Below are 23943 nucleotides of genomic sequence, written 5' to 3' on the forward strand. Positions count from 1 at the left end.
CTACAGAATAAATCGAAGGATGTCGGAACGAAGCATATAGACAAACAGCAGCACAAAGAGCGCGATGCCCACATAGCTCACAATCGTCTGGACCTTGAGCGGAAGCTCGCGGCCCGCAATCTTTTGAATGATCTCGATGACCAGCTTGCCGCCATCGAGTGGTGGGATGGGCAGCAGGTTCATAAAGCCAAGCGAGAACGAAATGAGGGCGGCAAACGAAAGGAACGTGGCAGGGCCGGCAGCAGCAGCCTGTGAGGACATAACGCTAATGCCCACGATCGAAGAAGACTGATCGAGAATCTCCATCGTATGCTGCGGCTGGAGCAGGCGCATCACGCCCTCCGCTGTCTGCACGACATAGGAGAACGAAAGTCGAGCCGACGTGATGGGGTCTAAACGGACCACCTGCGTAGAGGCATACACACCTAGGCGCTCGTCCTTTTTGAGCGCAACCGAGGTCGAATGCTGCTTGCCGTCGCGCTCATACTCAATGGCGATATCGTCCTTACCGGCGGCCTTGCCGATGGCATCGTAAACGTCCATCCAGGTAGAGCACGATACTCCGTCAACCGAAAGGATCGCATCGCCGCCCTCGATACCCGCCTTGGCGGCAATAGACCCCTCGTCAACCTGACCGATCACGTTGGTATCCATCGGCACGGTGACACCCGCAATGGAATAGATACTCATAAGGAGCAAAAAGCCCGTCAAGATATTGACAATAATACCCGCGAGCAGCATAAAGGCGCGCTTGAGAAAGCCCTGGCCAAGATAGGTGTGCGAACGTTCTTGCGCAAGGAACTCGGCCTCGCCGCACGGCAGCTCCCACACATCGCCCTCGGCAGTTGAATGTTCGCGATCGAACCGGCGGCCGTCAAAGGTGGTGTAGCCCGCCGCGTCTCGCGGCAGCGTCTGATACTTGGTGGGATAGTAGCTCGGCGAGGGCTTCTCCCCTTCCTCATACCAAGGCGCGATAGAGCCCCAACCCAAGAGCAAGGCGCATGCCTCGAGCACATCCTCCTCGGAAAGCTCAAGCTCAACAGCAAGGTCGGCCACGGTCACGCGACCATGACGATAGATAGCCGCGAGCACGCGGTCGGCACACGAGACGTCGGTCGGATCCATACCGCAAATGGCAGCGTAGCCACCCAGCAGCAGCGGGGTCACGCCAAACTTGGTTCCAATGCGACGCGACGTGTAATGGATGTCAAAGCGGCACGGCAGGCCCAAAAAGAACTCGGTCACACGGACGCCGCAGGCACGCGCCGCCAAAAAGTGGCCGCCCTCGTGCAAAAACACGAGGACGGAAAGCATCAGCAGGCCCCAAAAGACCGATGAGAGAACGCTCAGAACAGTATCCATAAAACGAAAAAGCAATCCTTATGGGTTAGGAACGGGTTGCGGCGAGCACCTGCGCAGCCTTTTCACGCGCCCACGCATCGATGTCGCGAAGCTGCTCAAACGAATCGACCGCCTGCATATCGTGGGCATCCATGCAGGATTCCACAATGCGATCGATATCGGTAAAGCTGCAGCCATCGTGCAGGAAGGCATCGACGGCGACCTCGTTGGCGGCATTGAGCACGCACGGCATGGTGCCACCCGTCTTGCCGGCACGTTCGGCCAGTGCCAGACAGCGGAAGGTATCCATGTCGGCAGCATCAAACGTGAGCTGCCCCAGCTCGCGGAAATCGATACGAGGCGCCGGGGTATCCCAACGCTCGGGATACGAGAACGCGAACTGGATGGGAATACGCATGTCGGAAGCACCGAGATGCGCCATCACGGAGCCGTCGGCAAACTCGACCATAGAGTGAATCTTGGACTGACGCTGCACGACCACGTTAATGAAATCGAGGTCGCAGTTAAACAGATGCATGGCCTCAATGCGCTCCAGGCCCTTGTTCATGAGGGTGGCGGAGTCGATGGTGATCTTGGCGCCCATGGCCCACGTGGGATGTGCGAGGGCATCGGCACGCGTCACGCGATTGAGCTCGTCGCGCGTGCGGCCAAAGAACGGACCGCCCGAGCAGGTGAGCCAAATACAATGAGCCTCGCGCGGGTCCTCCCCCAGATAGCACTGGTAGATGGCGGAGTGCTCAGAGTCGACTGGAATAAGCTGGCCCGGTTGTGCCAACGGCATAAGCAAGTCGCCACCGACGACGAGGGACTCCTTGTTGGCAAGAGCAAGGCGCTTATTTGAGGTCAAGGCCGCATGGCTCGCCTCGAGACCAGCGGCGCCCACAATAGCAACGAGCACGCAGTCGACATCGTCGCGACGCGCGAGCTCGCAAACCGCCTGCGCGCCAAGGCCAAGCTTCGTTCCCTCGGGCAACTCCTGCAGCACGGCGTCATCGCCATGAGCGACATCGGCCACGGCAACCGCCGGAACCGAGAACTCGCGGGCAGCGGCAACAAGCTCGGAGGTGCTGGAGTTAACGGACAGCGCCGTCACCTGCAGGCGATCGGCATGCTGGCGGCACACATCGAGCGCCTGGGTGCCGATGGAGCCCGTACAACCCAGGATGGCAACACGGAGGCGTCCATCGGGGCCATACGTCGTCTGGAATGACATTACAGCACGCCTCCGATCATCAGCATCAGCTGCGCGGTGATGCAGCCGAAGATAAGCGAATCGCTACGATCGAGCATGCCGCCGTGGCCCGGGATAAGGTTGCCGGAATCCTTGACGCCCACACCGCGCTTGATGCGCGACTCGATGAGGTCGCCGATAACGCCCAGAACGGACACGACCACGCCGCACAGCAGCGCATAGGGCAAGCTGAGCTTGTAGAAGTGCGTCGCCCACAGAATGAGCCAAATCAAAACCGAGCCCAGGATGCCGCCGACAAACCCCTCCCAGCTCTTTTTGGGAGAGATCTTGGGAACCATCTTGTGCTGGCCGATACGGCTACCCACGATGTAGGCAAACGAATCGGAGACCCAAAGGGACGCGCAAACGCCCACCGAAAGCAGGGCGCCGGCAAAACCGGGCACGGCATCGCGCAGCAGCACGATAGCCGACAGCATAAAGCCAGTGTAGATGGGACCCATGAGCGTCACGGCCACATCAGAGATGCGGGTACGCGGCGACCAGACATACCAAATGCCCACAGCGAGCATCAGGGCAAAAAGCAGGGCATTCAGCAACATCGAATCGCCCAACGCCGACAGCGGAAAGAGTACGGCGGCAGCGATACCCATGCGCTCGTTAGCCATCTTGCCATCGAGCCTCGTCATACGGAAAAACTCATAGCAGCACAGACCGCTCATGACAGAAACAAAGATGGCAGTGGGCACGATACCCAAAACCAGGCACAGGATAAAGACAACGGCATAGACGATACCGGCGGCGGCACGGGTAATAAAGCCCGCCAGCCACGAACCGGTGCCGCTCTTCACTGCAGGCGTTCCCGCAGTGGCAGCTTTGCGCGCAGGCGTCTTGGGAGCAGATGCCTTGGGACGATCGGACACGATTAAGCCTCCTCGGTCTTGCTCAGTCCACCAAACCTACGGTCACGGCCCTGATAGGCCAAAATGGCGTCGACAAGGCCCCAACGATCAAAGTCGGGCCAATAGGTATCGGTGACGTAGAATTCGGAATAAGCCACCTGCCACAGCAGATAGTTCGAAAGGCGCAGCTCACCAGAAGTGCGAATCACAAGCTCAGGATCGGGAAGGCCAGCGGTATAGAGGTGGGAAGCCACCATGTCGTCATCAATTGCGCCAGGATCGATCTTACCGGCGGCAGCGTCGAGTGCGATCTGACGGACAGCGCGGGTAATCTCGGCACGCGCGCCGTAGTTGACGGCAAGCGCCAGCGTCATGCCGGTGTGATTGGCGCACTCGGCAAGACCTCGCTCAAAGACATCGCGGGTCTTCTTAGGCAGTGCGGAAATATCGCCCAAAAAGACAACGCGAACGTTTTCGCGCTTAAGCAGCGGCAACTCATCGATAAACGTCTTGGCAAACAAATGCATCAAAACGTTGACCTCGTGCTGCGGACGATTCCAGTTTTCGGTGGAAAACGCATAGGCCGAAAGGACGTCGACACCCAAGCGCACGCATGCGGTAATGATCTCGCGCAGGGAGACGATACCCGCCTTGTGGCCCTCGGTGCGTGCAAGACCGCGCGACGTGGCCCAACGACCGTTACCGTCCATGATGCACGAGATATGGTGCGGAATGTTATTGAGGTCAAGGTCGGAAAAACCGACGCCCGCAGGGGCGTCGGCAAAGTACTCGACCAGTTTATGCTCGTCGTATTGCACCTTAGATCTCCATGACCTCGGCTTCTTTTTCCTTCAGAAGCTCCTCGACCTTGGCGACATACTCATCAGTGTGCTTCTGGACCTTGGCCTGCTCGCGACGGACATCGTCCTCGGTGAGCTCCTCATCGCGCTCGAGCTTGTTGTTGAAGTCGCGACGGATGTTACGGATAGACACCTTGGCCTGCTCGGCGTACTCGCGGCACTCCTTGACGAGCTCGCGACGGCGCTCCTCAGTGGGAGCCGGGAACGGAAGACGAACGACGGTGCCATCGGAGTTGGGGGTAATACCCAGATCGGAAGCGCCGATGGCCTTGACGATAGCATTGATGAGTGCCTTGTCCCACGGCTCGATGAGCAGCATGTGGGCCTCGGGGGTCTTGACGGCGGCAACCTGCGTGACCGGCGTGGGAACACCGTAATAATCGACGGTGATGTCGGACAGAATGTTGGCATTGGCGCGGCCGGTACGGACCTTGGAGAAGTTATGCTTGAGGGACTCGAGCGACTTATCCATATGGGCGGTGATGTTCTCTGCCATGCTTAATCCTCCTGATAGACGAGCGTGCCGACGGGCTCACCCGAAAGCGCGCGCTTGACGGTGTCCTCGCCATCGATGTTGAGGACCAAAATCGGCATACGGTTGTCCTGGCACAGTGCCGTAGCCGTGGAATCCATAACCTGCAGACCGCGGACGAGAACCTCGTGATAGGTAATCTTGTCAAAACGGACGGCATCAGCGCACTTGACGGGATCCTTATCGTAGATGCCGTCAACCTTGGTGGCTTTAATCAGAATCTCGGCGCCGATCTCGCACGCACGAAGAGCCGCGGCGGTGTCGGTCGTAAAGTACGGATTGCCCGAACCGGCGGCAAAAATAACGACGTTGCCCTTGGAAAGGTGGTTGATGGCGCGACGGCGAATATAGGGCTCGCAGATCTCGTTCATCTGGATAGCGCTCATCACGCGGCAGGGAACATCGTTATGCTCGAAGGCATCCTGCAGGGCGAGCGCGTTCATAACGGTTGCCAGCATGCCCATGTAGTCGGCCTGAGCACGCTCCATGCCACCGGCAGCGCCTGCCATGCCGCGGAAAATATTGCCGCCGCCGACAACGACGCCGACCTCATGGCCAACGGCGAGCAGCTCCTTGACCTGCTTAGCAAGATGGTCGGTAACCTTGGGGTCGATGCCATATTGGCCGTCGCCCATCAGCGCTTCGCCGGAAAGCTTAAGAAGCACGCGTTTATATCGGATGTCGGACAAAGCGATCCTCCTTTAGTTGAACTCTCAACATTCTATCAAAGGCTCTAAGAAGAGCCATGAAAAAGCAGGCTGTGAGTAAAACCCACAGCCTGCTCATTACCAGCTACAAGAGCTTATTTACTCGCCACGGACCAGACGGTCAAAGGCAACGACGGTAATGGTGTCGCCGAGCTCCTTGGAGACCTGCTCAGCGTACTTCTTGATGGTGAGGGAGCTGTCCTTGATGAACTCCTGCTCGGTGAGCACGGACTGCTTGTAGAACTTCTCCAGACGGCCGACAGCCATCTTCTCCTGGATAGCCTCGGGCTTACCGGACTCGGCAGCCTGAGCCATGTAGATCTGCTTCTCGTGCTCGACGGTCTCGGCCGGAACCTGATCGCGGGTAGCGCAGATCGGGGCGACGGCGGCAACCTGAAGGGCAACGTCGTGAGCGAAGGTCTTGAAGGATTCAGCCTGAGCGGTCTCAGCCTTCTCGAAGGCGAACTCGACGAGGACGCCGATCTTACCACCCATGTGGATGTAAGAAGCGAGCGCGCCGTTCTCAGCCTTGCGGGCAGCGAAGCGGGAGATCTTCATGTTCTCACCCATGATGTGAATCATCTCGGTGAGCTCGGAGGAAACGGTCTCCTCGCCCATCGGCTTCTCGAGCAGAGCGTCGACGTCAGCAGGCTCGGTGGTAGCGACAACCTCAGCGACCTTGGAAGCAAAGCCGGTGAACTTGGCGTTAGAGCCAACGAAGTCGGTCTCGCAGGAGAGCTCGAGCAGAGCGCCGGTCTTGCCATCCTCGGAGACGAACGCGGCGACAGCGCCCTCGTTGGTCTCACGGCCAGCCTTCTTGGCAGCCTTGGCAAGGCCGTTCTTACGCAGAACGTCGACAGCGGCGTCCATGTCGCCGTCAGCCTCGACGAGAGCCTTCTTGCACTCCATCATCGGGGAGTCGGTCATCTCGCGGAGCTGCTTGACCATAGCGGCGGTAATCTGGGCCATTGTGGTTCCTTTCAAAGAGATGAAAAAGAATTAACTAAGACTGATTTACTCGGCCTTGGGCTCAGCGGCCATCTCGGCCTCGGAGACCTGCTCCTTGCCGGAGCCAGCGAGGCAGGCGTCAGCCATGAGCTCGCACATAAGGGTGACAGCGGAGATAGCGTCATCGTTGCAGGGGATGCCGTACTCGACCTCGTCGGGATCGGAGTTGGTGTCGATCAGAGCGACGACGGGGATGTTCAGGCGCTGAGCCTCCTTGATGGCGTTCTCCTCGCGCTTGGTGTCGATGACGAAGAGAGCCTGGGGCAGACCCTTCATGTCGCGGGCGCCACCGAGGTTGGTCTGGAGCTTGGTGAGCTCCTTGCCGAGAACAGCCTGCTCCTTCTTGGGCAGAACAGCCATGCGGCCGTCCTCGACCATGGCCTCGAGCTCCTCCATGCGGTTGATGCGGGAGCGGATGGTGACGAAGTTGGTCAGCATACCGCCGAGCCAACGCTGGTTGATGTAAGGCATGTTGGCGCGCTCAGCAGCGTTCTTGACGGCCTCCTGAGCCTGCTTCTTGGTGCCGACGAACAGCACGTTGCCACCCTTGGCGACGTTCTTGACGAAGGTGTAGGCCTGGTCGGCGTCGAGGATAGTCTGCTTGAGGTCGAGGATGTAGATGCCGTTGCGCTCACCGAAGATGAACGGCTTCATCTTGGGGTTCCAGCGACGGGTCTGGTGACCGAAGTGGCAGCCGGCCTCGAGCAGGGTGCGGATATTAATCTTGGTAGCCATGTTAAACCTCCTGTGGTTTGCCTCCGCGCGGGGTCATCCTCCAAAACCAACCCGGACATGTGCTACCAAAGCCCGGGCACCACGGTATGAAGTAGCCGCGCGTGCGTGATAAAAACATGTTGCCGTGAAGCAACCCGATGAATGATAGCAGGAATGCATCTTCCTGCCAACCCGCAATCAAAACCACACACCTGAGTGCGGCGCGGGACGTCCCAGCCACTATTCGCCGCGGGGATGGGCTTGAGCCACGGCACGTTTGAGCCGATCGGGCGTGAGGTGCGTGTAAATCTGCGTCGTGGACAGGCTCGCATGACCCAGCAGCTCTTGAACCGAGCGCAGGTCCGCACCGCCCTCGAGCAAGTCGGTCGCAAAGGTATGGCGCATCGCATGCGGGGCAATGTCGGCCGGAATGCCGGCGAGCGTCGCCAGCATATGGAACCGCCGCCTGAGCATGGCGGCACTCATGCGATTGCCGCGCGCCGATATAAGCAGCGGATGCGGCCCGGTAGCGAGGTCGCGGCGCTTTGCCTGAGCGAGCAACTCCGGCCTCCCCTCCTCAATATAGAGACGCGTCGCCTCGAGCGCACGACGATACAGAGGGACGATACGCTCCTTGCTCCCCTTGCCCCAAAGTCGCAGCGTTCGCTCGGACCAACCAATAGACTCCACGTTGAGCGCCGCGAGCTCCGAGATTCGCGCGCCGGAGGCATAGAGCAACTCAAGCATCGCCGCATCGCGCAGTCCCGCGGGCGTCGAGGTATCAGGCGTCTTGAGCAGCGCCTCAACCTGCTGGGTCGTAAGGACGCCCGGCAGGTCACGCGGCAGCTTGGGCGATGCGATCGCCGAGACCGCATCGCCCTCGACAATCCCCTCGGCAGCCATCCAGCGATAGAGTGAGCGAATGGCAGACAGGTGTGCCGCAAGGGTCCGAGCCGCCGCCTGGCCACGCGACAGCTCGGCCAAATAGGAACGAACGGTCCGTACGTCGGCGGCGCGAGCGTCGATGCCCTCGCGCTCGCACCAGGCAGCAAAGCGCTCCAGCCTCGAGCAATAGGCCGTCACCGTGTTGGGAGAAAGACCCTCGACGCGTGCGATATAGGCGATAAACGAGTCGACGGTGTCGTACAGGTCAAAGGCTATGACCGGTCGCCTCCAAACAAGTCGGAACGCGTGGCCAAGTAGGCATCGAGGGCCTCGAGCGCACGGTCCGCATAGGCCTGATATCGGTCGCGCTTGCTGCGGCGCTTACCGTCCTCGAGCGGCGGCACCAGGCCAAAGTTGACATGCATAGGCTGATAGCCCACGGTGGCAGGATCGGTCGCATAGCCCACGAGCGCACCTAGGGCGCCCACACGCGGCAACTCGACGCCCGCGGCACCGATAGCCTCGGCATAGGTGTTGAGCGCCGCGAGAAGACCTGTCGCCACGGCTTCCATGTACCCCTCGGTGCCGGTGATCTGACCGGCCAGGCGCACGCCGGTACCGGGCACGGCAAAGGTGCCATCGAGCACGTGCGGAGCGTCGACAAAGGTATTGCGATGCATGACACCGTAGCGGAAGAACTCAGCGTTCTCCAGGCCCGGCACCATATGGAAGACGCGCTTCTGCTCGCCAAAGGTCAAGTTGGTCTGGAAGCCCACCAGGTTATAGGCGGTCTTCTCCTTGTTCTCGGCACGCAGCTGTATCGCCGCCCAGGGGCGACGTCCGGTACGCGGGTCGGTGAGGCCGACGGGCTTCATGGCGCCAAAGCGAATGGCGTCCTTGCCGGTGCGCGCAACTTCCTCGGCAGGCTGGCAGGCCTGGAACAGATCGCCGCCCTCAAAGTCTTTGAGCACCACGCGGTCGGCCGTGGTAAGCGCCTCGATAAAGGCCTCGTACTCCTCCTTATTGAGCGGAGCGTTGAGATAGTCGCCGCTCCCCTGCTCCTCATAGCGCGACTGCGAGAACAGCACGTCCATATCGAGCGTGGAGGCATCGACGATCGGCGCCGCGGCATCGAAGAACGCAAGGGCATCGCCACCGACGAGCTTCATAACCTCTTCGCTCAGCGCCGGTGAACACAGCGGGCCCGCGGCAATGACCACGTGACCCTCGGGAATCTGCGTGACCTCGCCGTGCACGACCTCGATATTGGGACGGGCGGCAACCTCGGCCTCGACAAGCTCGGAAAACTTGACGCGGTCGACCGCCAAGGCGCCACCGGCGGGAACAGCCGCGCGATGGGCGCAATCGAGCAGGACTGAACCCATGCGCTCAAGCTCGGCTTTCAGCAAACCAGCCGCGGAATCCGGACGGGTCGACTTAAACGAATTGGAGCAGACGAGCTCTGCCAGGTGATCGGTATGGTGGGCCGGGGAGCTCACCTGGGGGCGCATCTCGCACAGCTTTACGGCAAACCCGCGATCTGCCAGCTGGATCGCGCACTCCGACCCCGCCAGACCGCCACCGATAACTGTCACCTGATCGAACTGCATCTGCAAACACCTTTCTAATTGACACGTTTTCCATTGTGACCGAAGGGTGTCTGGGCGTGAAGGGCAAACTTGGAGGGCGCATACCTTCCATCCATCATGCGCTCGATAAGGCCCTCGAGTTCAAGCGAACCCAAGAGTTTGAGTACGCCGACAGCATCGAGCGAGACGAGCGCCGCGATGTCGTCGACCTTGAGCGGAGAGGCGATGAGCGCATGCATCACGGTCTGCTGTGTTGGATCCAGGTCGGCAATGCCGGGAGCATCGGGGCGCGAGTAGCGCAGGGTTCCGTAGATGCGTGAGATAGCCATCTCGATAGATTCCTCGTCGACGATGCAGCAGGCACCGTTCGCAATGAGGTAATTCGTGCCACGCGACTCGGGCGATAGGATCGACCCCGGCACGGCAAGAAGTTCGCGCCCCAAATCCATAGCAGCCTCGGCTGTAGAAAACGTCCCAGAAGGCATACCCGCCTCGGATACAAAGAGGGCTTGCGACAGGGCCGCGATCACGCGATTGCGGCGCGGAAAGGCGAACTTGCGCGGACCCATGCCCCACGGAGAGATCGACACGACCGCGCCACCCGTATCAAGCGTGCGCGTAATCAGCCCCGCGCTCGAACGCGGGTAGACCACGTCGGCGCCCGTCCCCAGCACCACAACGTGTTTGCCGCCGGCGTTGACCGCAGCCCAACCCGAGGCCTGGTCACAACCGACCGCACCGCCCGAAACTACCGTCACTCCCGCCTCAACCGCCACCTTCGCCGCAAGCTCTGCCACGGCAAGACCATACGGCGAGGCCTTGCGCGCGCCGATGATGGAGAGCGCGGGCGTCGAAAGCACCTCGGGGTTGCCGCGCACATAAAGCGTCTGGGGTACATCAGAAAGCTCCAAAACGGTCTCGGGATACAACGCATCACCTGGATGCAGCTCGAAGGTCCCCTCGGCCATCATTGGTCCCTCCTTCCCTGGTACATCGCCGCCTCGAGCACGTGGTCCTGCGTCACTTGCTCGCTCTCGGCGACATCTGCGATCGTACGCGCAATGCGAACCAGGCGCACGATGCCACGCCCTGTGAGATGCGTGCGTTTGGATAGGCCGAGTACGCATTTCTCGGCAGCATCATCAAGCTCAAAGGTCGAAACGACGCCGTCAATGGACCGCGTCTCGTCATCCTCGGCCTCGGCATCTGCATCGTCCATACGGGATTCGCGCCAAGCGCGAAAAGCGCGACCGCGCACAACGTAGTCACGTAACTCGGCCGACGACATACCCTCTGCGCCCTCGATAATCACTTGAGGGTCGGGACGGGTCACATCGATCATCATGTCGATACGGTCGGCCAAAGGACCGCGCAGTTTAGACCGATAGCGCTCGACCATCGCCGCCGAGCAGCGACACGGTACCTCGCGATCGCCCAAAAAGCCGCAGGGGCAGGGATTGCTCGCAGCCAGCAGCTGAAAGCGCGACGGGAAGGTAAAAGCCCCATCGACGCGTACGATCCTCACGTAGCCGCGCTCGATAGGCTGACGCAGCGTCTGCAGTACGCCCGTGGGAAACTCGGCAAGCTCGTCCAAAAAGAGCACGCCGCCATGAGCAAGGCTGATCTCACCTGGGTGCACCGGGCGTCCTCCGCCAATGAGGCCCGCCGTTGAAATACTGTGATGGGGACTGCGGAAGGGCCGGTGCCCCGCCAACAAGCCATCAATGTTCTCACCCAAAACCGAATGGATGCACAGCGCCTCCTGTTGATCCTCAACGGAAAGCTCAGGCAGGATGCCGGTCATACGGCGCGCAAGCATCGTCTTGCCCGATCCCGGGGACCCAATCATGAGCAAGCCGAGTTCTCCTGCCGCCGCAAGCGCCATGCCGCGTTTAGCGACTTCCTGCCCAAGCACGTCGGCATAGTCGAGCTCGGGCTCAAAGGTCGCCTCGACGCCCTCAGAATCCAAGTAGTGCCGCGCGGCATCGCCCATGCCGCGAGCAAGTTGAGACAGATGGTCGATAAAGCCGCAATCCACGCCCGCAAGCGGCACATGCTGATCGGACCTGCCGGCGATAAAAGACAGACCCATGTCACGAGCCAATAGCTGAAACGCCACCTCGCCCTTGACAGGAAGCACCGTACCGTCCAAGCCAAGCTCACCAGCGATAAGACAACGATCGAGGTTGTCGCGGGGAATCTGCCCATCGGCCGCCAATACCGCGATGGCGATGGGCAGATCAAAGCCGCTACCGGTCTTGCGGATATCGCCGGGCGCCAGATTGACCGTAATGCCCGAGCGCGGGATCTCGAACCCGGCGGAGCGCATCGCGCAGCGAATACGACCGCGCGACTCCATCACCTCCATACTCGGTATGCCGAGCATCTGGATGCCCGGAACGCCGCCGGCAAGCGAGACCTCGACCGTGACGGGAATCGCCTCGACGCCGCGGATGCAGGCCGCGTGAACGGCAAACGTCTCGAACGCCATCACGACACCTGCCAATCGAACGCGTTGTACTGGTGCTCGATCTCGGCGATATGCCCGCCGCGAATGGTAACGCCCACGGCATCGAAGCGAATCGCCTTGAGCGGATAATGCTCCATGAGATAGCAACTTGCGATGCGGCGGTAGCGACGTTGCTTTTGGGCGTCCACGGCCTCCTCGGGAAAGACCCGCGTGCTGCAATCCAGCGCAACGCGTCTGGTCTTGACCTCGGCCATCACCACGACATCGTCGAGCTCATCGAGCAGCACCAGGTCGGCCTCGCCCTCGGTGCAACGATAACCCTGCTCCAGCAAGGTGTAGCCGCGCTCGTTAAAGTAGTCGATGGTGATCAGCTCGCCCAGCATGCCCAGCTCGCGGGGACTGAGCCCCTTGATAAACTCGGGCGTCATCGCCCCGCAGTCGAGCTCGCCGTTTTCCCAACGCTCCTTGAGCTGCTGCGTCTTGCTCTTTTTGCTTGCGGCACTCATGGGGTCTCCTTTCCCGCACGCTGTAGTGCCCCGATGATGAGGTCACCTTTCATGCGGGTAAGTACCGGAAGCAAACCAAAAGCTGACCAAATGCCGACAAAAAACGGGCCGTACGCAACAATCACGTTGCACGCGGCCCGCTACCAGCAGGTTTATAAAACCCCAGGGGTCCCTGTCTCCACAATTGGCCTAGAAAAGGCGCTCAGTCTGCAGAAAGTTTCCGCAAAAGCTCACGCGGTGCAGCGGACAAAGTCCATGTTTGCGAATGGCCTCGATATGCTCGGGGCTCGCATAGCCCTTCGATTCGGCCAGATGGTACTCGGGGTACTCGGCGTCGTACTCGACCATCATCTCGTCACGCGTGACCTTGGCCATGATGGACGCCGCGGCGATGCAGGCGATCTTGGCATCGCCCTTCACCACATCACGCTCGTTAGGAACGGCGCCCAAGGGGTTGCCATCCATAAGCACGCAATCGGGCTCGAGCCCCGTATCGGCCACGGCGCCCGCGACGGCAGCGCGGATGGCCCGGGCCATACCCATATCATCGATATCCGCAGGCGCGATATGGCAAAAGCCGATAGCAGTCGCGACCTCGGCAATCTTCACCGAGAGCAGCTCGCGGCGCGCCGGCGTGAGCTTTTTGGAATCGTTGATACCCCAGACGCGCGGCTCCATAGGAAGACAGACGGCGCACACCGTCAAAGGACCGGCCACCGATCCGCGACCCACCTCGTCGACACCAACGACCACCCCATCGCCGCCAAGCTCATGCATCAACTCATACATGCCATTGACGCGCTCGCGCTCGGCAAGCTCTTTGGAATGGCGTTTGAGGGCACGCTCGCAAGCCTTGATCACCTGCTGGCGCGGGTCCTCGCGATAATGCTCCACGAGGGCGGGGATCTCCTCAAACGTTGCGCTCGCCAGCTCTCCGGCAACCTGCGATGCCGAAACCGAGCTCGTCATATTGGCCATACCAGGCCCTCCTTGCATGCAAATCAGATAAAAAGAAGGGCCACCCGAAGGTGACCCTTGTGTCCAAACGAGTGGACAGACGCTGCGATCTTCTTAGCGCTTCTCGGGGATGCGAGCAGCCTTGCCCACCTTGTCGCGGAGGTAGTACAGCTTGGCGCGACGGACGCGACCATGACGAACGACCTCGAGCTTGGCGATCTTGGGGCTGTGAAGCGGGAAGGTACGCTCAACACCAACACCGAAGGACATCTTGCGGACGGTGAAGGTCTCGCGGGCACCGGCGCCGGCCATGCGGATGACGTCGCCCTGGAAGACCTGGATGCGCTCGCGGTCGCCTTCCTTAATGCGGTAGTGAACCTTGACGTTGTCGGCGACGCGAACCTGAGGAATGTCCTCGCGGATCTGCTGACGCTCGATTGCGCGGATGTAATCCATGTGCAATTCCTTACTCTTCTAGAGGTGCCGTACCACCATGGCCGGCACGTAGTTGAACAAACGTATTCGAGTATACACGCGCGGGTTTCTGCTGCAAGAACAATTTTTTACGCAGACAAAAAGACAAAACCAGCACATGAATAACCGCCCGTCTCACGAATGAGACGGGCGGCATGAAGGGGGCTACGTTAGGCGTCTAAACCCAAAACGTTAGGCGGAACGCTTGGCCTCGAGCTTGGCCTGAGCGGCAGCCAGGCGTGCGAGGGGCACGCGGTAGGGCGAGCAGGACACGTAGTCCACGTCGGCCACGCTGAACAGGCCCTTAATGGATTTGGGGTCGCCGCCGTGCTCGCCGCACACGCCAAAGTGCATGTCGGGGTTGGCGGCACGACCTTTCTCGACGGCCATGCGCACGAGCTCCAGCACCGCCGAGTCGATGGTCTCGAAGGGGTTGTCCTTCAAGATCTTCTTGTGCATGTACAGCGGGATGAACTTGGCCTCGGCGTCGTCACGCGAGAAACCGAAGGTCGTCTGCGTGAGGTCGTTGGTGCCAAAGCAGAAGAAGTCTGCGTGATGGGCGATCTCGTCAGCGACCATGCAGGCGCGCGGCAGCTCGAGCATCGTGCCCACGGGAATATTGAGCTCGACGCCCTCTTCGTTGGAAACCTCGGCGATTACGCGCTCGATAACCTCGCGGGTCTGGACATGCTCGGCCGTGATGGAAACGAGCGGAACCATGATTTCGGGGCGCGGGTCGACGCCTTCCTTGATAAGGCGGGCGGCAGCCGTGGCCACAGCGCGGACCTGCATGAGCGGCAGATCGCCAAAGACGACGGACAGGCGCACGCCGCGCAGCCCGAGCATGGGGTTCGACTCGACCATGCCGTCGATACGGCGCAGGCGGGCGCGCAGGACGGCAAGCTCTTCCTCGCTGGCGCCAGCGGCTTCCTTCTTGGTGATGGCGACCTCGAGCTCGCGAGGATTATCCAGGAACTCATGAAGCGGCGGATCGAGCAGGCGGACGACCACATCGCGACCGGACATGGTCTTGAACATCGCCAGGAAGTCCTCGGTCTGAACCTTGAGCAGATCGGCGAGGGCCCGCTGCTTCACGGCCTCATCGTCGGACAGTATAAAGCTCTGGATGATGTTCTTACGGTCGCCCAGGAACATGTGCTCGGTGCGGCACAGGCCAATAGCCTCGGCGCCAAACTCGAGTGCGAGCTCGGCATCCTCGGGATTGTCGGCGTTGACGCGCACATGGTTGGCATGGCCACAGGTCTCGTCCAGACGAATCTCATCGGCCCAGGACAGGATAGTGTCCAGATCGCCGGTGAGCTCGGCCGAGACCAGATCAACGGCGCCGTCGACGACGATACCCTGGGTACCGTCGATGGAAATGACATCGCCCTCGCACAGCACGCGGTCGATGCCCTCGATACGCACGACCTTCTCGGCGGCGTCGATGTGGAAGCGCTCAACGCCGCAGACACAGGGCGTACCCATGCCGCGGGCGATAACGGCGGCATGGCTCGTCTTGCCACCGTGGCTGGTCAGGATGCCCTCGGCGGCGACCATGCCCTTCAGGTCGTCGGGGTTGGTCTCCCAACGAACCAGAATGACCTTGTGACCCTCGGCGGAACGCGCGACAGCGTCGTCGCTCGAGAACACGACCTCGCCCACGGCGGCACCGGGGCTGGCATTAAGACCGCTGGCGAGAGCCTCGTACTTCTTGGAGGCGTCGAACTGCGGGTGAAGGAGCTGGTCGAGTTGCGCGGGATCGATGCGGCTCACGGCCTCTTCGCGGGTGATCAGGCCTTCCTCGACCATTTCGATGGCGATGCGCAGGGCGGCGGTGGCGGTGCGCTTGCCCACGCGGGTCTGGAGCATCCAGAGCTTGCCCTGCTCGATGGTAAACTCGATATCGCACATATCGCGGTAATGATCCTCGAGCGTCAGGAACACGCGCTCGAGCTCCTCACCTGCGGACTCGAGGCCCGGGGTGGTCTTGAGGTCGGCGATGGGCTCGGTGTTGCGGATACCGGCGACGACGTCCTCGCCCTGGGCATTAACCAAAAAGTCACCGTAGAACTCCTTGGTGCCGTCGGCCGGATTACGCGTAAAGGCGACGCCCGTCGCAGAGGTCTCGCCCTTGTTGCCAAAGGCCATGGCCTGCACGTTGACGGCGGTGCCGAGCTCGTCGGAGATGCCGTGCTGCTTGCGGTAGATGCAGGCGCGCTCGTTCATCCAGCTGCCAAAGACGGCCTGGATGGCAAGGCGTAGCTGAAGCTCCGGGTCGTGCGGGAAGACGGGCTTGCCGTCAGCGACCTCGAGCTCGGGGTATAGGGCGGCCTCGACGTTCTCTGAGAAGATCCCCTTGAAGGTCTCGACGAGCTCCTGCAGATCCTCGGCCGAAAGCTCGGAATCGACGCGAACGCCGGCGACCAGGCGGGCCTGGGTCAGGGCGTTCTCGAACAGGTCGGCGTCAACGCCCATGACGACGTTGGAGAACATCTGGATAAAGCGGCGGTAGCTATCCCAGGCAAAACGCGGATTTTGCGTCTGGGCGATGAGGCCCTGAACGGAGTCGTCGTTGAGGCCCAAGTTGAGAACCGTGTCCATCATACCGGGCATGGAGAACGGAGCGCCCGAACGAACCGACACGAGCAGCGGATCGTTGTCGTCACCGAGCTTCTTGCCGCAGCGAGCCTCGAGGTCCGCCTCGGCGGCAACGATCTCATCAAGTGCGCCTTCGGGCCAGACGTTGCCGGCACCGGAGTACTCGACACAGGTCTGGCAGGTAATGGTAAAGCCACCGGGAACCGGCAGGCCGATGCGGCTCATCTCGGCAAGGTTTGCGCCCTTGCCGCCAAGCACGAAGTTCATGGACTTGTCGCCCTCAGTGACACAGGTGCCCTGGGCGTCGGTTCCAAAACGGTAAACCCTCTTGCAATCGCTCACGATACTTCCCCTTCCATGCGCCTACGCGCACGACCGTGGTAACGAATCGACCCGCCGGATGCGGGCCGTGAGGGAACTATACGGCGGGTTTTGGACAGGCTTGAGCAGGGGGTGCGCGGTTTGGTAAACGTGCTAAAACCGGCGGTAAACGGTAGGTAAAGGTGGTTACCTTATGAAGATACCACTACAAGGAAAATGCAGGTCGGATGCAAGTTTCTTACTAAATCGCTTTACCATAAGTAGCTAATTTGGGACGGGGCTTTTTTAGCTGCCCCCGTCGGCAATCGGCCAAAAAGCTCGCGACCTCAGCCGGGGTAGCTAAAAAAGCCCCGTCCCAAATTAGCTACTTTTGTCGGGTGCAGCGGGCGGCACGGCGGGCTCTTGCCTCTTGAATCTCTTCGAGGTGAGCAATGATCTCGGCAGCGCTTTCCTCGATGGCTTTGCCGTCGGTACGCACAACAAAGCAGCCTAAGCGCTTCATGAGGGCACGAGCTTCCTCAAGCTCGCTGCGCACGCTCTCAGGCTCGGCATAGGAGCCGGCAACGGCACGGGCGTAGTCATCGCCCAAGCGGCTATCGCGAATCTCAGAAATAACGTCGACGGTCGAAATCAGGCCGAACAGGTGCATCGGGTTAACCTCGTAAATCGACTTGGGCGGCTCCATGCCATGCGCCAGTGGGACATTGGCGACCTTGTAGCCCTGATAGGCTAAATACATCGACAGCGGCGTCTTGGATGTACGCGACACACCCAGCAGCACGATATCGGCACCCGACAGATCGTCGCAACCACGACCGTCATCGTGCTCAACGAAATACTCCATGGCCTCGATACGATGGAAATAGCGGTCATCGGTCTTGTGAATCACGCCCGCAACGCACTTGGGCGGCACACCGATGAGCGACGACAGCACGGCAAGCGTCGGGCCGATGAGGTCGACCGAACGGATATGCAGCATACCTAGGTAATCGAGCACGCGAGCACGAAGGGCCGGGTCGACGATGGTATGGAACACGGCGATATCGCGATGGTCCGCATCGACGCGCGGCCCCACAAATGACTTGACCTGCTCCACGGAGGTCACCTTAGGCAGGCGTAAAACGCGAAAAGCCCCTTCATCAAATTGCCCGGACGCCGCAAGCACCACCTCACAAGCGGTATCACCGAGCGAGTCGGAGATAACGATAACGGTGGGACGAGCGGTGACCGGGCAATCCATGCGGGGCTCCTTTTGCGCTTATGCGCAAGCTGGCTTACTTTTTGCGGGCAAGCTCACCGATGTTGGCGATGCCAGAGAAAACGGCCTCGAAGCGGTTGAGCAGCTTAAGGCGATTATCGCGAAGCTGCTCGTCCTTGTCCATGACCATGACCTCATCGAAGAAACGGTCGATGGGCGCGCGCAGGGCGGCGAGGGCGGCAAATGCGGCCGGGTAGTCCTCGGCAGCAAGGGCGGCATCGACAGCGGCCTGAGCAGCCTCGGAGGCGTCGGCGAGCGCGAGCTCGGCCTCGCCCATCAGGCTGCGGTCATACTCCGCACCCAGCTCGGGCTTGGAGATGTGCGCGGCACGGGCATAGGCGGTAGCCAGGTTGTCAAAGGTCTCGGCATCATTCTTGCGGGCCTCGTCGAGGGCGGCGCAGCGGGCGAAGAAGACGGACGGGGCGATGATGTGCACCGCGGAGACGGCGGCAACGGTATCGGCCGGGATCTTTTCGTCGCGGGCCATGCTCACCAGGCGGCCATGGAAGAAGTCACGAACCTGCTGGGCGACCTCGGCGGCGTCGAACTCAATGCCCTGCTCGCTGTAAAGCTGCAGAGCAAAGTCAATCAGCGACGTGGGGTCGATCGGCAGACGGTCGCGCAGAATGTTGATGATGCCGATAGCGGCACGACGCAGCGCGTAGGGATCGGAGGAGCCGGTCGGGGGCTCGCCGATGGCAAAGATACCGGCGATGGTATCGAGCTTGTCGGCGCAGGCCACGATGCAGCCAGCGGTGCCCTCGGGCAGCTCGTCACCGGCAAAACGGGGACGATAATGATCGCGAATGGCGTGGGCGACCTCGTCGTTCTCCCCCATCGCGGTGGCGTAGTAACCGCCCATCACGCCCTGCTGGCTCGTGAACTCGACGACGGCGTTGGACACCAGGTCGGCCTTGCACAGGTGCGCGGCGCGAGCGGCGTCGGCGGCAAGATGGGCGCCCAGATGAGCCTCGCGGGCAATAGCGAGCGCGAGCTGCTCAATGCGCTCGGACTTGGCGAGCACGCTGCCGAGCTTCTCCTGGAAGGCGACCTTGGCCAGGCGCTCACGGAACTCGTCGAGGGAGATCTTCAGGTCCTCCTCGTAGAAGAACTTAGCGTCGTCCAGACGGGCGCGCACGACGCGCTCGTTGCCGTCGATCACGCGCTCGGCATTCTCGGGCTTGCTGTTGGAGACGACCACGAACTCACGCGTCAGCTTGCCCTCGCCGTCATAGATCGGGAAGTAGCGCTGGTTGGTGAGCATGGACTCGCAGATGATCTCGTGCGGGACCTTGAGGAACTCCTCATCGAAGGTACCTACGAGCACCGTCGGCCACTCGCAGAGGTTGATAACCTCCTCGAAGACCTTCTTGGGCGTGTCGACATGGCAGCCGGGGCGAGCGGCCTCGACCTCAGAGATACCGGCGAGAATCACCTCGCGACGGCGCTCGGCAGAAAGCACGCCGGCGTCCTCGAGCACCTGCTCGTAGGCGGCGGGGCTGGCGACAACGTGGTCACCGGGGCCAAGCACGCGATGGCCGCGCGTGGTGTTGCCGCTCGTCACGTCGGCAAACGACACGGGCACAACATCCTCGCCTAAAAGGCAGCAGATCCAGCGGACCGGGCGCACGAAGGTGGCGTGCTCGTGGCCCCAGCGCTGACTACGGTAGTTGGGCCACTGCAGGCCGGCGATGGTCTTCTCGCACAGGGCCGTCAGGATCGGAGTAGCCGGAGCGGAAGGAATGTTCTTCTCGGCAAAGACGTACTCACGGCCGTCGGTGTCCTCGCGACGGACCAGGTCCTCGGCAGCCACACCGCACTTGCGGGCAAAGCCCTGGGCGGCCTTGGTGGCGTTGCCGTCGGCATCGAAGGCAATGTTTGCCGCGGGACCGCGCTTGACCTCGTGAACCTCATCGGTCGCGGTGGCGACGTCGGCAACGAGCGCAGCCAGGCGACGCGGGCTCGAGATCACGCGGACCTCGCCGTGGGCCAGACCGGCCTCGTCGAGACCCTTGGCGATCATGGTGCCAAGCTGCTTGACGGCATTGTTCAGCGGTGCGGAGGGCATTTCCTCTGTACCGATCTCAAACAGGAAATCCTTAGCGTCTGCCATGGCTTACGCCACCTCGCCTTCCTGGTCGGCATTCTCGTTGACTCCGGCGACCTCGGCCATATAGGCCTCGCAGCACGCCTTGGCTACGGCGCGGACGCGCAGGATGTAATTGGCACGCTCGACCGCGGACAGCGCGCCGCGGGCATCGAGCAGATTGAAAGCGTGGCTGCACTTCATGACGCAGTCGTATGCGGGCAGCGGCAGCTTGCGCTCCAGGCAGGAATGGCACTCGGCCTCGTAGTCGTCAAACTTCTGACGCATCATCTCGACGTTGGCGACCTCAAAGTTATAGGCACTGAACTCGCGCTCGTTCTCCAGGAACACGTCGCCATAGGTCATGGGCGTGCCGTCGGGCAGATAGCTCCACACCAGATCGTAGACCGAGTTGACGCCCTGGGCGTACATAGCGATACGCTCCAGGCCATAGGTGATCTCGACGGGCACGGGGTCGACCTCGATACCGCCTACCTGCTGGAAGTACGTAAACTGCGTGACCTCCATGCCGTTGAGCCAGACCTCCCAGCCAAGGCCCCAGGCGCCCAGCGTCGGGCTCTCCCAGTCGTCCTCGACAAAGCGGACGTCATGGTCGTTGGGGTCCAGGCCAATGGCGGCCAGCGAACCCAGGTAGAGCTCCTGGGCGTTGACCGGCGAGGGCTTGATAAGCACCTGGAACTGATAGTAGTGCTGCATGCGGTTGGGGTTCTCGCCGTAGCGGCCGTCGGCGGGACGGCGGCAGGGCTGCGCATAGCAGGTGCGCCACTCGGCGGGACCGAGCGAGCGCAGCGTGGTCGCGGTATGGAAGGTACCGGCACCGACCTCGGAGTCATAGGGCTGCATAATGACGCAGCCCTGCTCGCCCCAGTACTGCTGGAGGCGCAGGATGATGTCTTGGAAGGAAAGCGATGAAGCGTTCATGCCTCTAATATCCCCTCGTCGAAACGATTACACGGTTAGGTACTGTACTATAGCGGTTTTTAGTCGATAGCGCCGATGCGGTTGAGCGGCCAGTAACGCACAAGCGCCACGGCGATCAAGTCGGAGCGGTCGACCGGGCCAAAGTAGCGGGAGTCAGCAGAGTTCTCGCGGTTGTCGCCCATCACCCACACGCACCCGTCGGGAACGGTGTAGGGATAGCTTACCTGAGCGCCGGGCGCTTGGACCGAAAGTGGCCAGCTCATGCCCGTCGTATAGTCCTCGTCGAGCGCTTGGCCGTCAACGACCACCTTGCCATCCTGCAGGTCGACCGTCTGGCCGGCCGTGGCAATAACACGCTTGACAAGAACATCATGCTCGGAGGTGCCATCGGGGTTGTGAAACACCACGATATCGCCCTGCTTGACGGGCTGACCGAGCTCGAGGCTCACCTTTTGTGCCAGGATCTGGTCGCCAATCTCGATCGTGTCTTCCATAGAGCCGGTGGGCACCACAAAGGGCTCGACCACAAAGGTGCGGATTAGGAAGGTGGCGACGAGCGCGATCGCGATGACCGCGATCCACTCAAAAGCGCCCCTCAACGCGGAATGTTGCGTAGGAACCATACTCACTCCTCGCTCTGCGAATACGAAGCGTCAAGGATCTCCTGCGCGTAAGCGCGCTCCTCGGGCGTGAGCCGCGCCGTCTCGATCAGATCGGGACGCCAGCGGCAGGTGCGCTCGATGGCGTTCTTGCGACGCCAGGCATCGACCTTGGCGTGATCGCCGCTCACAAGCACCGGAGGCACGCCCTCGCCGTTGAACTCGGCAGGACGGGTGTACTGCGCGTACTCGAGCAGGCCTCCATCCTCGGCGGTCGAGAACGACTCGTCGACGTTGCTCATTTCGTCGCCCAAGGCTCCAGGAATGAGCCGTACGACGGCATCGGCCACGACCATAGCGGGCAGTTCGCCGCCCGTAAGTACGTAGTCGCCGATCGACAGACGCTCATCGGCATACGCATACGCACGCTCGTCGACGCCCTCGTAGCGGCTGCACACAAACAGCAGGCGCTCACTTTTGAGCAGGCGCTCGGCCACATGCTGCGTAAAGGGCTCGCCACAGGGGGTGAAGAACACTACGGTGGGCTTGGGACCCTCGGAGCTGATGGCCTCGATGGCCTCGGCAATAGGCTCGACCTTCATGAGCATGCCCTGCCCGCCGCCGTACGGCTCGTCATCGACGGTACGATGGCGGTCGTGCGTCCAGTCGCGCAGGTTATACGCCTTAAAATCAAAAAGGCCGGCCTTGCGGGCGCGGCCCAAGATCGATGTGGACATGACGGGCTCAAACATCTCGGGAAAGACCGAAAGGGTCTCGATCAGCATGTTGTCCTCCCTACTTGTCCATATCGATCAGGCCGTCCATAACGTGGACGGAAATTGTTCCTTTGTCGGGAAGATCGAGCACAACCTGCTCGATCACGGGAATCAGTACCTCGCCGTACCGATCACCCTCGACAACCCAAACATCGTTAGCGGGCGTCGACATGATCTCGACGATCGTGCCGAGCGAACCGAAGCGCTCGTCGACCACCTCGCGACCCATCAGGTCGGTATAGGCAGCGTCGAGCGAATCGAGCTCAAAATCGTCACGATTTGCCAGCACGTAGCATCCCGTGATGCCCTCGGCGGCCGTCAAGTCGTCAATGCCCTCAAACGAGACCAGATCGCCATCGCCCGTATCGGTGACGGACACGACCGTGCAAAAGCGGTCGCGCTTGAGCGCCGGCGGCGTCAGGGCGACGCGCATACCCGGCTCTAATACAGAAGGAAGCCCCCGCAGCGGCTGCGCGAGGACCTCCCCCTTCCTTCCGTGCGGCTTGACCACACGGGCGATGTTTTTGTACTGGGACCTCAAGGTCCTAGCCCAGAACCTCTACCTCGACAGCAGTGTCGAGGCGAGCGGCCAGTGCACGGGCGAGCGTGCGAATGGCCTTGATGGTACGGCCACGACGGCCGATGACCTTAGCGACGTCATCCTCGGCGACCGAAACCTCAATCGTAGAGGCGTCGTCACCATCGATGACCTCAAGGCTCACGGAATCCGGGTCGTCGACGATCTGAACAACGAGATATTCGACGAGATCGGCGATGCGATCTGAGAGCATTGCCTCACCCTCGAGCTGTGCAGCGTCAACCTCAGGCACGATTTACTCCTCGGCGCCCTCAGCGGCCTCAGCGGCAGCCTTAGCGGCCTCGGCCTCTTTGGCGAGCTGCTTCTTGGACTTCTTGACGACGGTCTCGGTCTTCTCGCCCTCGTTGGCGGCCTTGACCAGAGCGGCGACGGCGTCGGTGAGCTGAGCGCCCTTTGACTGCCAGTCGGCGATCTTCTCGAGGTCGAGGTTGATGGTCTTGGGGGCGGTCATCGGGTTGTAGCGGCCAACCTCCTCGATGATACGACCGTCACGCGGGGCGCGGGAATCGGCGACGACGACACGGTAGTACGGACGCTTCTTAGCGCCGTGACGAGCAAGGCGAATCTTGACTGCCAAAGGAAACTCCTCCAACCAAGCAGCTTTAGG

General features: G+C 61.3%; 24 protein-coding genes. All 24 read right to left on the reverse strand.

Annotation, left to right across the window (positions count from 1 at the left end):
* On the reverse strand, positions 1–1362 hold the full coding sequence (locus ACESUZ_RS03105) for a M50 family metallopeptidase (RefSeq protein ID WP_373198391.1): 1362 nt from the start codon (positions 1360–1362) through the stop codon (positions 1–3).
* 25 nt (positions 1363–1387) lie between these two features.
* Complete coding sequence (gene dxr / locus ACESUZ_RS03110; RefSeq protein WP_373198393.1) at positions 1388–2575, reverse strand: 1-deoxy-D-xylulose-5-phosphate reductoisomerase; 1188 nt, start codon at positions 2573–2575, stop codon at positions 1388–1390.
* Positions 2575–3474 (reverse strand): phosphatidate cytidylyltransferase, encoded by a 900-nt coding sequence (locus ACESUZ_RS03115; RefSeq protein ID WP_373198396.1) that lies wholly within the window; start codon positions 3472–3474, stop codon positions 2575–2577. Before ACESUZ_RS03115 ends, dxr begins: the two co-directional genes overlap by 1 nt.
* A gap of 2 nt (positions 3475–3476) precedes the next feature.
* On the reverse strand, positions 3477–4271 hold the full coding sequence (gene uppS, locus ACESUZ_RS03120) for an undecaprenyl pyrophosphate synthase (RefSeq protein ID WP_055309876.1): 795 nt from the start codon (positions 4269–4271) through the stop codon (positions 3477–3479).
* A 1-nt stretch (position 4272) separates the two neighbouring features.
* Complete coding sequence (gene frr / locus ACESUZ_RS03125) at positions 4273–4809, reverse strand: ribosome recycling factor (RefSeq protein WP_006236112.1); 537 nt, start codon at positions 4807–4809, stop codon at positions 4273–4275.
* Positions 4810–4811: 2 nt separating this feature from the next.
* Positions 4812–5534, reverse strand: a complete 723-nt coding sequence (gene pyrH, locus ACESUZ_RS03130; RefSeq protein WP_035138557.1) for a UMP kinase — start codon at positions 5532–5534, stop codon at positions 4812–4814.
* Positions 5535–5651: 117 nt separating this feature from the next.
* Positions 5652–6521 carry a translation elongation factor Ts gene (gene tsf / locus ACESUZ_RS03135; RefSeq protein ID WP_022094736.1) on the reverse strand — a complete coding sequence of 290 codons (870 nt, stop codon included), beginning with the start codon at positions 6519–6521 and terminating at the stop codon, positions 5652–5654.
* A gap of 45 nt (positions 6522–6566) precedes the next feature.
* Positions 6567–7295 (reverse strand): 30S ribosomal protein S2, encoded by a 729-nt coding sequence (gene rpsB / locus ACESUZ_RS03140; protein WP_006236109.1) that lies wholly within the window; start codon positions 7293–7295, stop codon positions 6567–6569.
* Positions 7296–7514: 219 nt separating this feature from the next.
* The gene (locus ACESUZ_RS03145; protein ID WP_373198478.1) at positions 7515–8435 is read right to left on the reverse strand and encodes a tyrosine recombinase XerC; all 921 of its coding nucleotides are present in this window, start codon (positions 8433–8435) and stop codon (positions 7515–7517) included.
* A complete protein-coding gene (gene trmFO / locus ACESUZ_RS03150) occupies positions 8432–9769 on the reverse strand; it encodes a methylenetetrahydrofolate--tRNA-(uracil(54)-C(5))-methyltransferase (FADH(2)-oxidizing) TrmFO (RefSeq protein WP_260698842.1) in 1338 nt (445 codons plus the stop codon). The genes ACESUZ_RS03145 and trmFO overlap by 4 nt, the downstream gene beginning before the upstream one ends.
* 14 nt (positions 9770–9783) lie before the next feature.
* Positions 9784–10716, reverse strand: a complete 933-nt coding sequence (locus tag ACESUZ_RS03155) for a DNA-processing protein DprA (protein WP_373198402.1) — start codon at positions 10714–10716, stop codon at positions 9784–9786.
* On the reverse strand, positions 10716–12239 hold the full coding sequence (locus ACESUZ_RS03160) for a YifB family Mg chelatase-like AAA ATPase (RefSeq protein WP_373198404.1): 1524 nt from the start codon (positions 12237–12239) through the stop codon (positions 10716–10718). The genes ACESUZ_RS03155 and ACESUZ_RS03160 overlap by 1 nt, the downstream gene beginning before the upstream one ends.
* A complete protein-coding gene (locus tag ACESUZ_RS03165) occupies positions 12239–12724 on the reverse strand; it encodes a YraN family protein (protein WP_035138570.1) in 486 nt (161 codons plus the stop codon). The genes ACESUZ_RS03160 and ACESUZ_RS03165 overlap by 1 nt, the downstream gene beginning before the upstream one ends.
* A gap of 189 nt (positions 12725–12913) precedes the next feature.
* Positions 12914–13702 (reverse strand): ribonuclease HII, encoded by a 789-nt coding sequence (gene rnhB, locus ACESUZ_RS03170; protein WP_373198407.1) that lies wholly within the window; start codon positions 13700–13702, stop codon positions 12914–12916.
* Positions 13703–13795: 93 nt separating this feature from the next.
* The gene (gene rplS / locus ACESUZ_RS03175) at positions 13796–14137 is read right to left on the reverse strand and encodes a 50S ribosomal protein L19 (protein ID WP_006236098.1); all 342 of its coding nucleotides are present in this window, start codon (positions 14135–14137) and stop codon (positions 13796–13798) included.
* A 210-nt stretch (positions 14138–14347) separates the two neighbouring features.
* Positions 14348–17098 (reverse strand): pyruvate, phosphate dikinase, encoded by a 2751-nt coding sequence (gene ppdK / locus ACESUZ_RS03180; protein WP_373198409.1) that lies wholly within the window; start codon positions 17096–17098, stop codon positions 14348–14350.
* A gap of 343 nt (positions 17099–17441) precedes the next feature.
* Positions 17442–18317: a pyruvate, water dikinase regulatory protein gene (locus tag ACESUZ_RS03185; protein ID WP_373198411.1), complete on the reverse strand. Its 876-nt coding sequence runs from the start codon at positions 18315–18317 to the stop codon at positions 17442–17444.
* A 34-nt stretch (positions 18318–18351) separates the two neighbouring features.
* The gene (gene glyS / locus ACESUZ_RS03190) at positions 18352–20448 is read right to left on the reverse strand and encodes a glycine--tRNA ligase subunit beta (protein WP_373198414.1); all 2097 of its coding nucleotides are present in this window, start codon (positions 20446–20448) and stop codon (positions 18352–18354) included.
* 3 nt (positions 20449–20451) lie between these two features.
* Positions 20452–21363 (reverse strand): glycine--tRNA ligase subunit alpha, encoded by a 912-nt coding sequence (locus tag ACESUZ_RS03195; protein ID WP_006236091.1) that lies wholly within the window; start codon positions 21361–21363, stop codon positions 20452–20454.
* 59 nt (positions 21364–21422) lie between these two features.
* Positions 21423–21986: a signal peptidase I gene (lepB, locus tag ACESUZ_RS03200; RefSeq protein WP_055285127.1), complete on the reverse strand. Its 564-nt coding sequence runs from the start codon at positions 21984–21986 to the stop codon at positions 21423–21425.
* 2 nt (positions 21987–21988) lie between these two features.
* Positions 21989–22747 (reverse strand): tRNA (guanosine(37)-N1)-methyltransferase TrmD, encoded by a 759-nt coding sequence (gene trmD / locus ACESUZ_RS03205; protein ID WP_118385180.1) that lies wholly within the window; start codon positions 22745–22747, stop codon positions 21989–21991.
* 10 nt (positions 22748–22757) lie between these two features.
* On the reverse strand, positions 22758–23279 hold the full coding sequence (gene rimM / locus ACESUZ_RS03210) for a ribosome maturation factor RimM (RefSeq protein ID WP_271738388.1): 522 nt from the start codon (positions 23277–23279) through the stop codon (positions 22758–22760).
* A gap of 4 nt (positions 23280–23283) precedes the next feature.
* Complete coding sequence (locus tag ACESUZ_RS03215) at positions 23284–23529, reverse strand: KH domain-containing protein (protein WP_171021534.1); 246 nt, start codon at positions 23527–23529, stop codon at positions 23284–23286.
* Positions 23530–23571: 42 nt separating this feature from the next.
* A complete protein-coding gene (gene rpsP / locus ACESUZ_RS03220; RefSeq protein ID WP_022094749.1) occupies positions 23572–23913 on the reverse strand; it encodes a 30S ribosomal protein S16 in 342 nt (113 codons plus the stop codon).
* Positions 23914–23943: the final 30 nt, after the last annotated feature.

The sequence above is a fragment of the Collinsella aerofaciens ATCC 25986 genome (assembly GCF_964239575.1).
GTDB classification, from domain to species: Bacteria; Actinomycetota; Coriobacteriia; order Coriobacteriales; family Coriobacteriaceae; genus Collinsella; species Collinsella aerofaciens_BQ.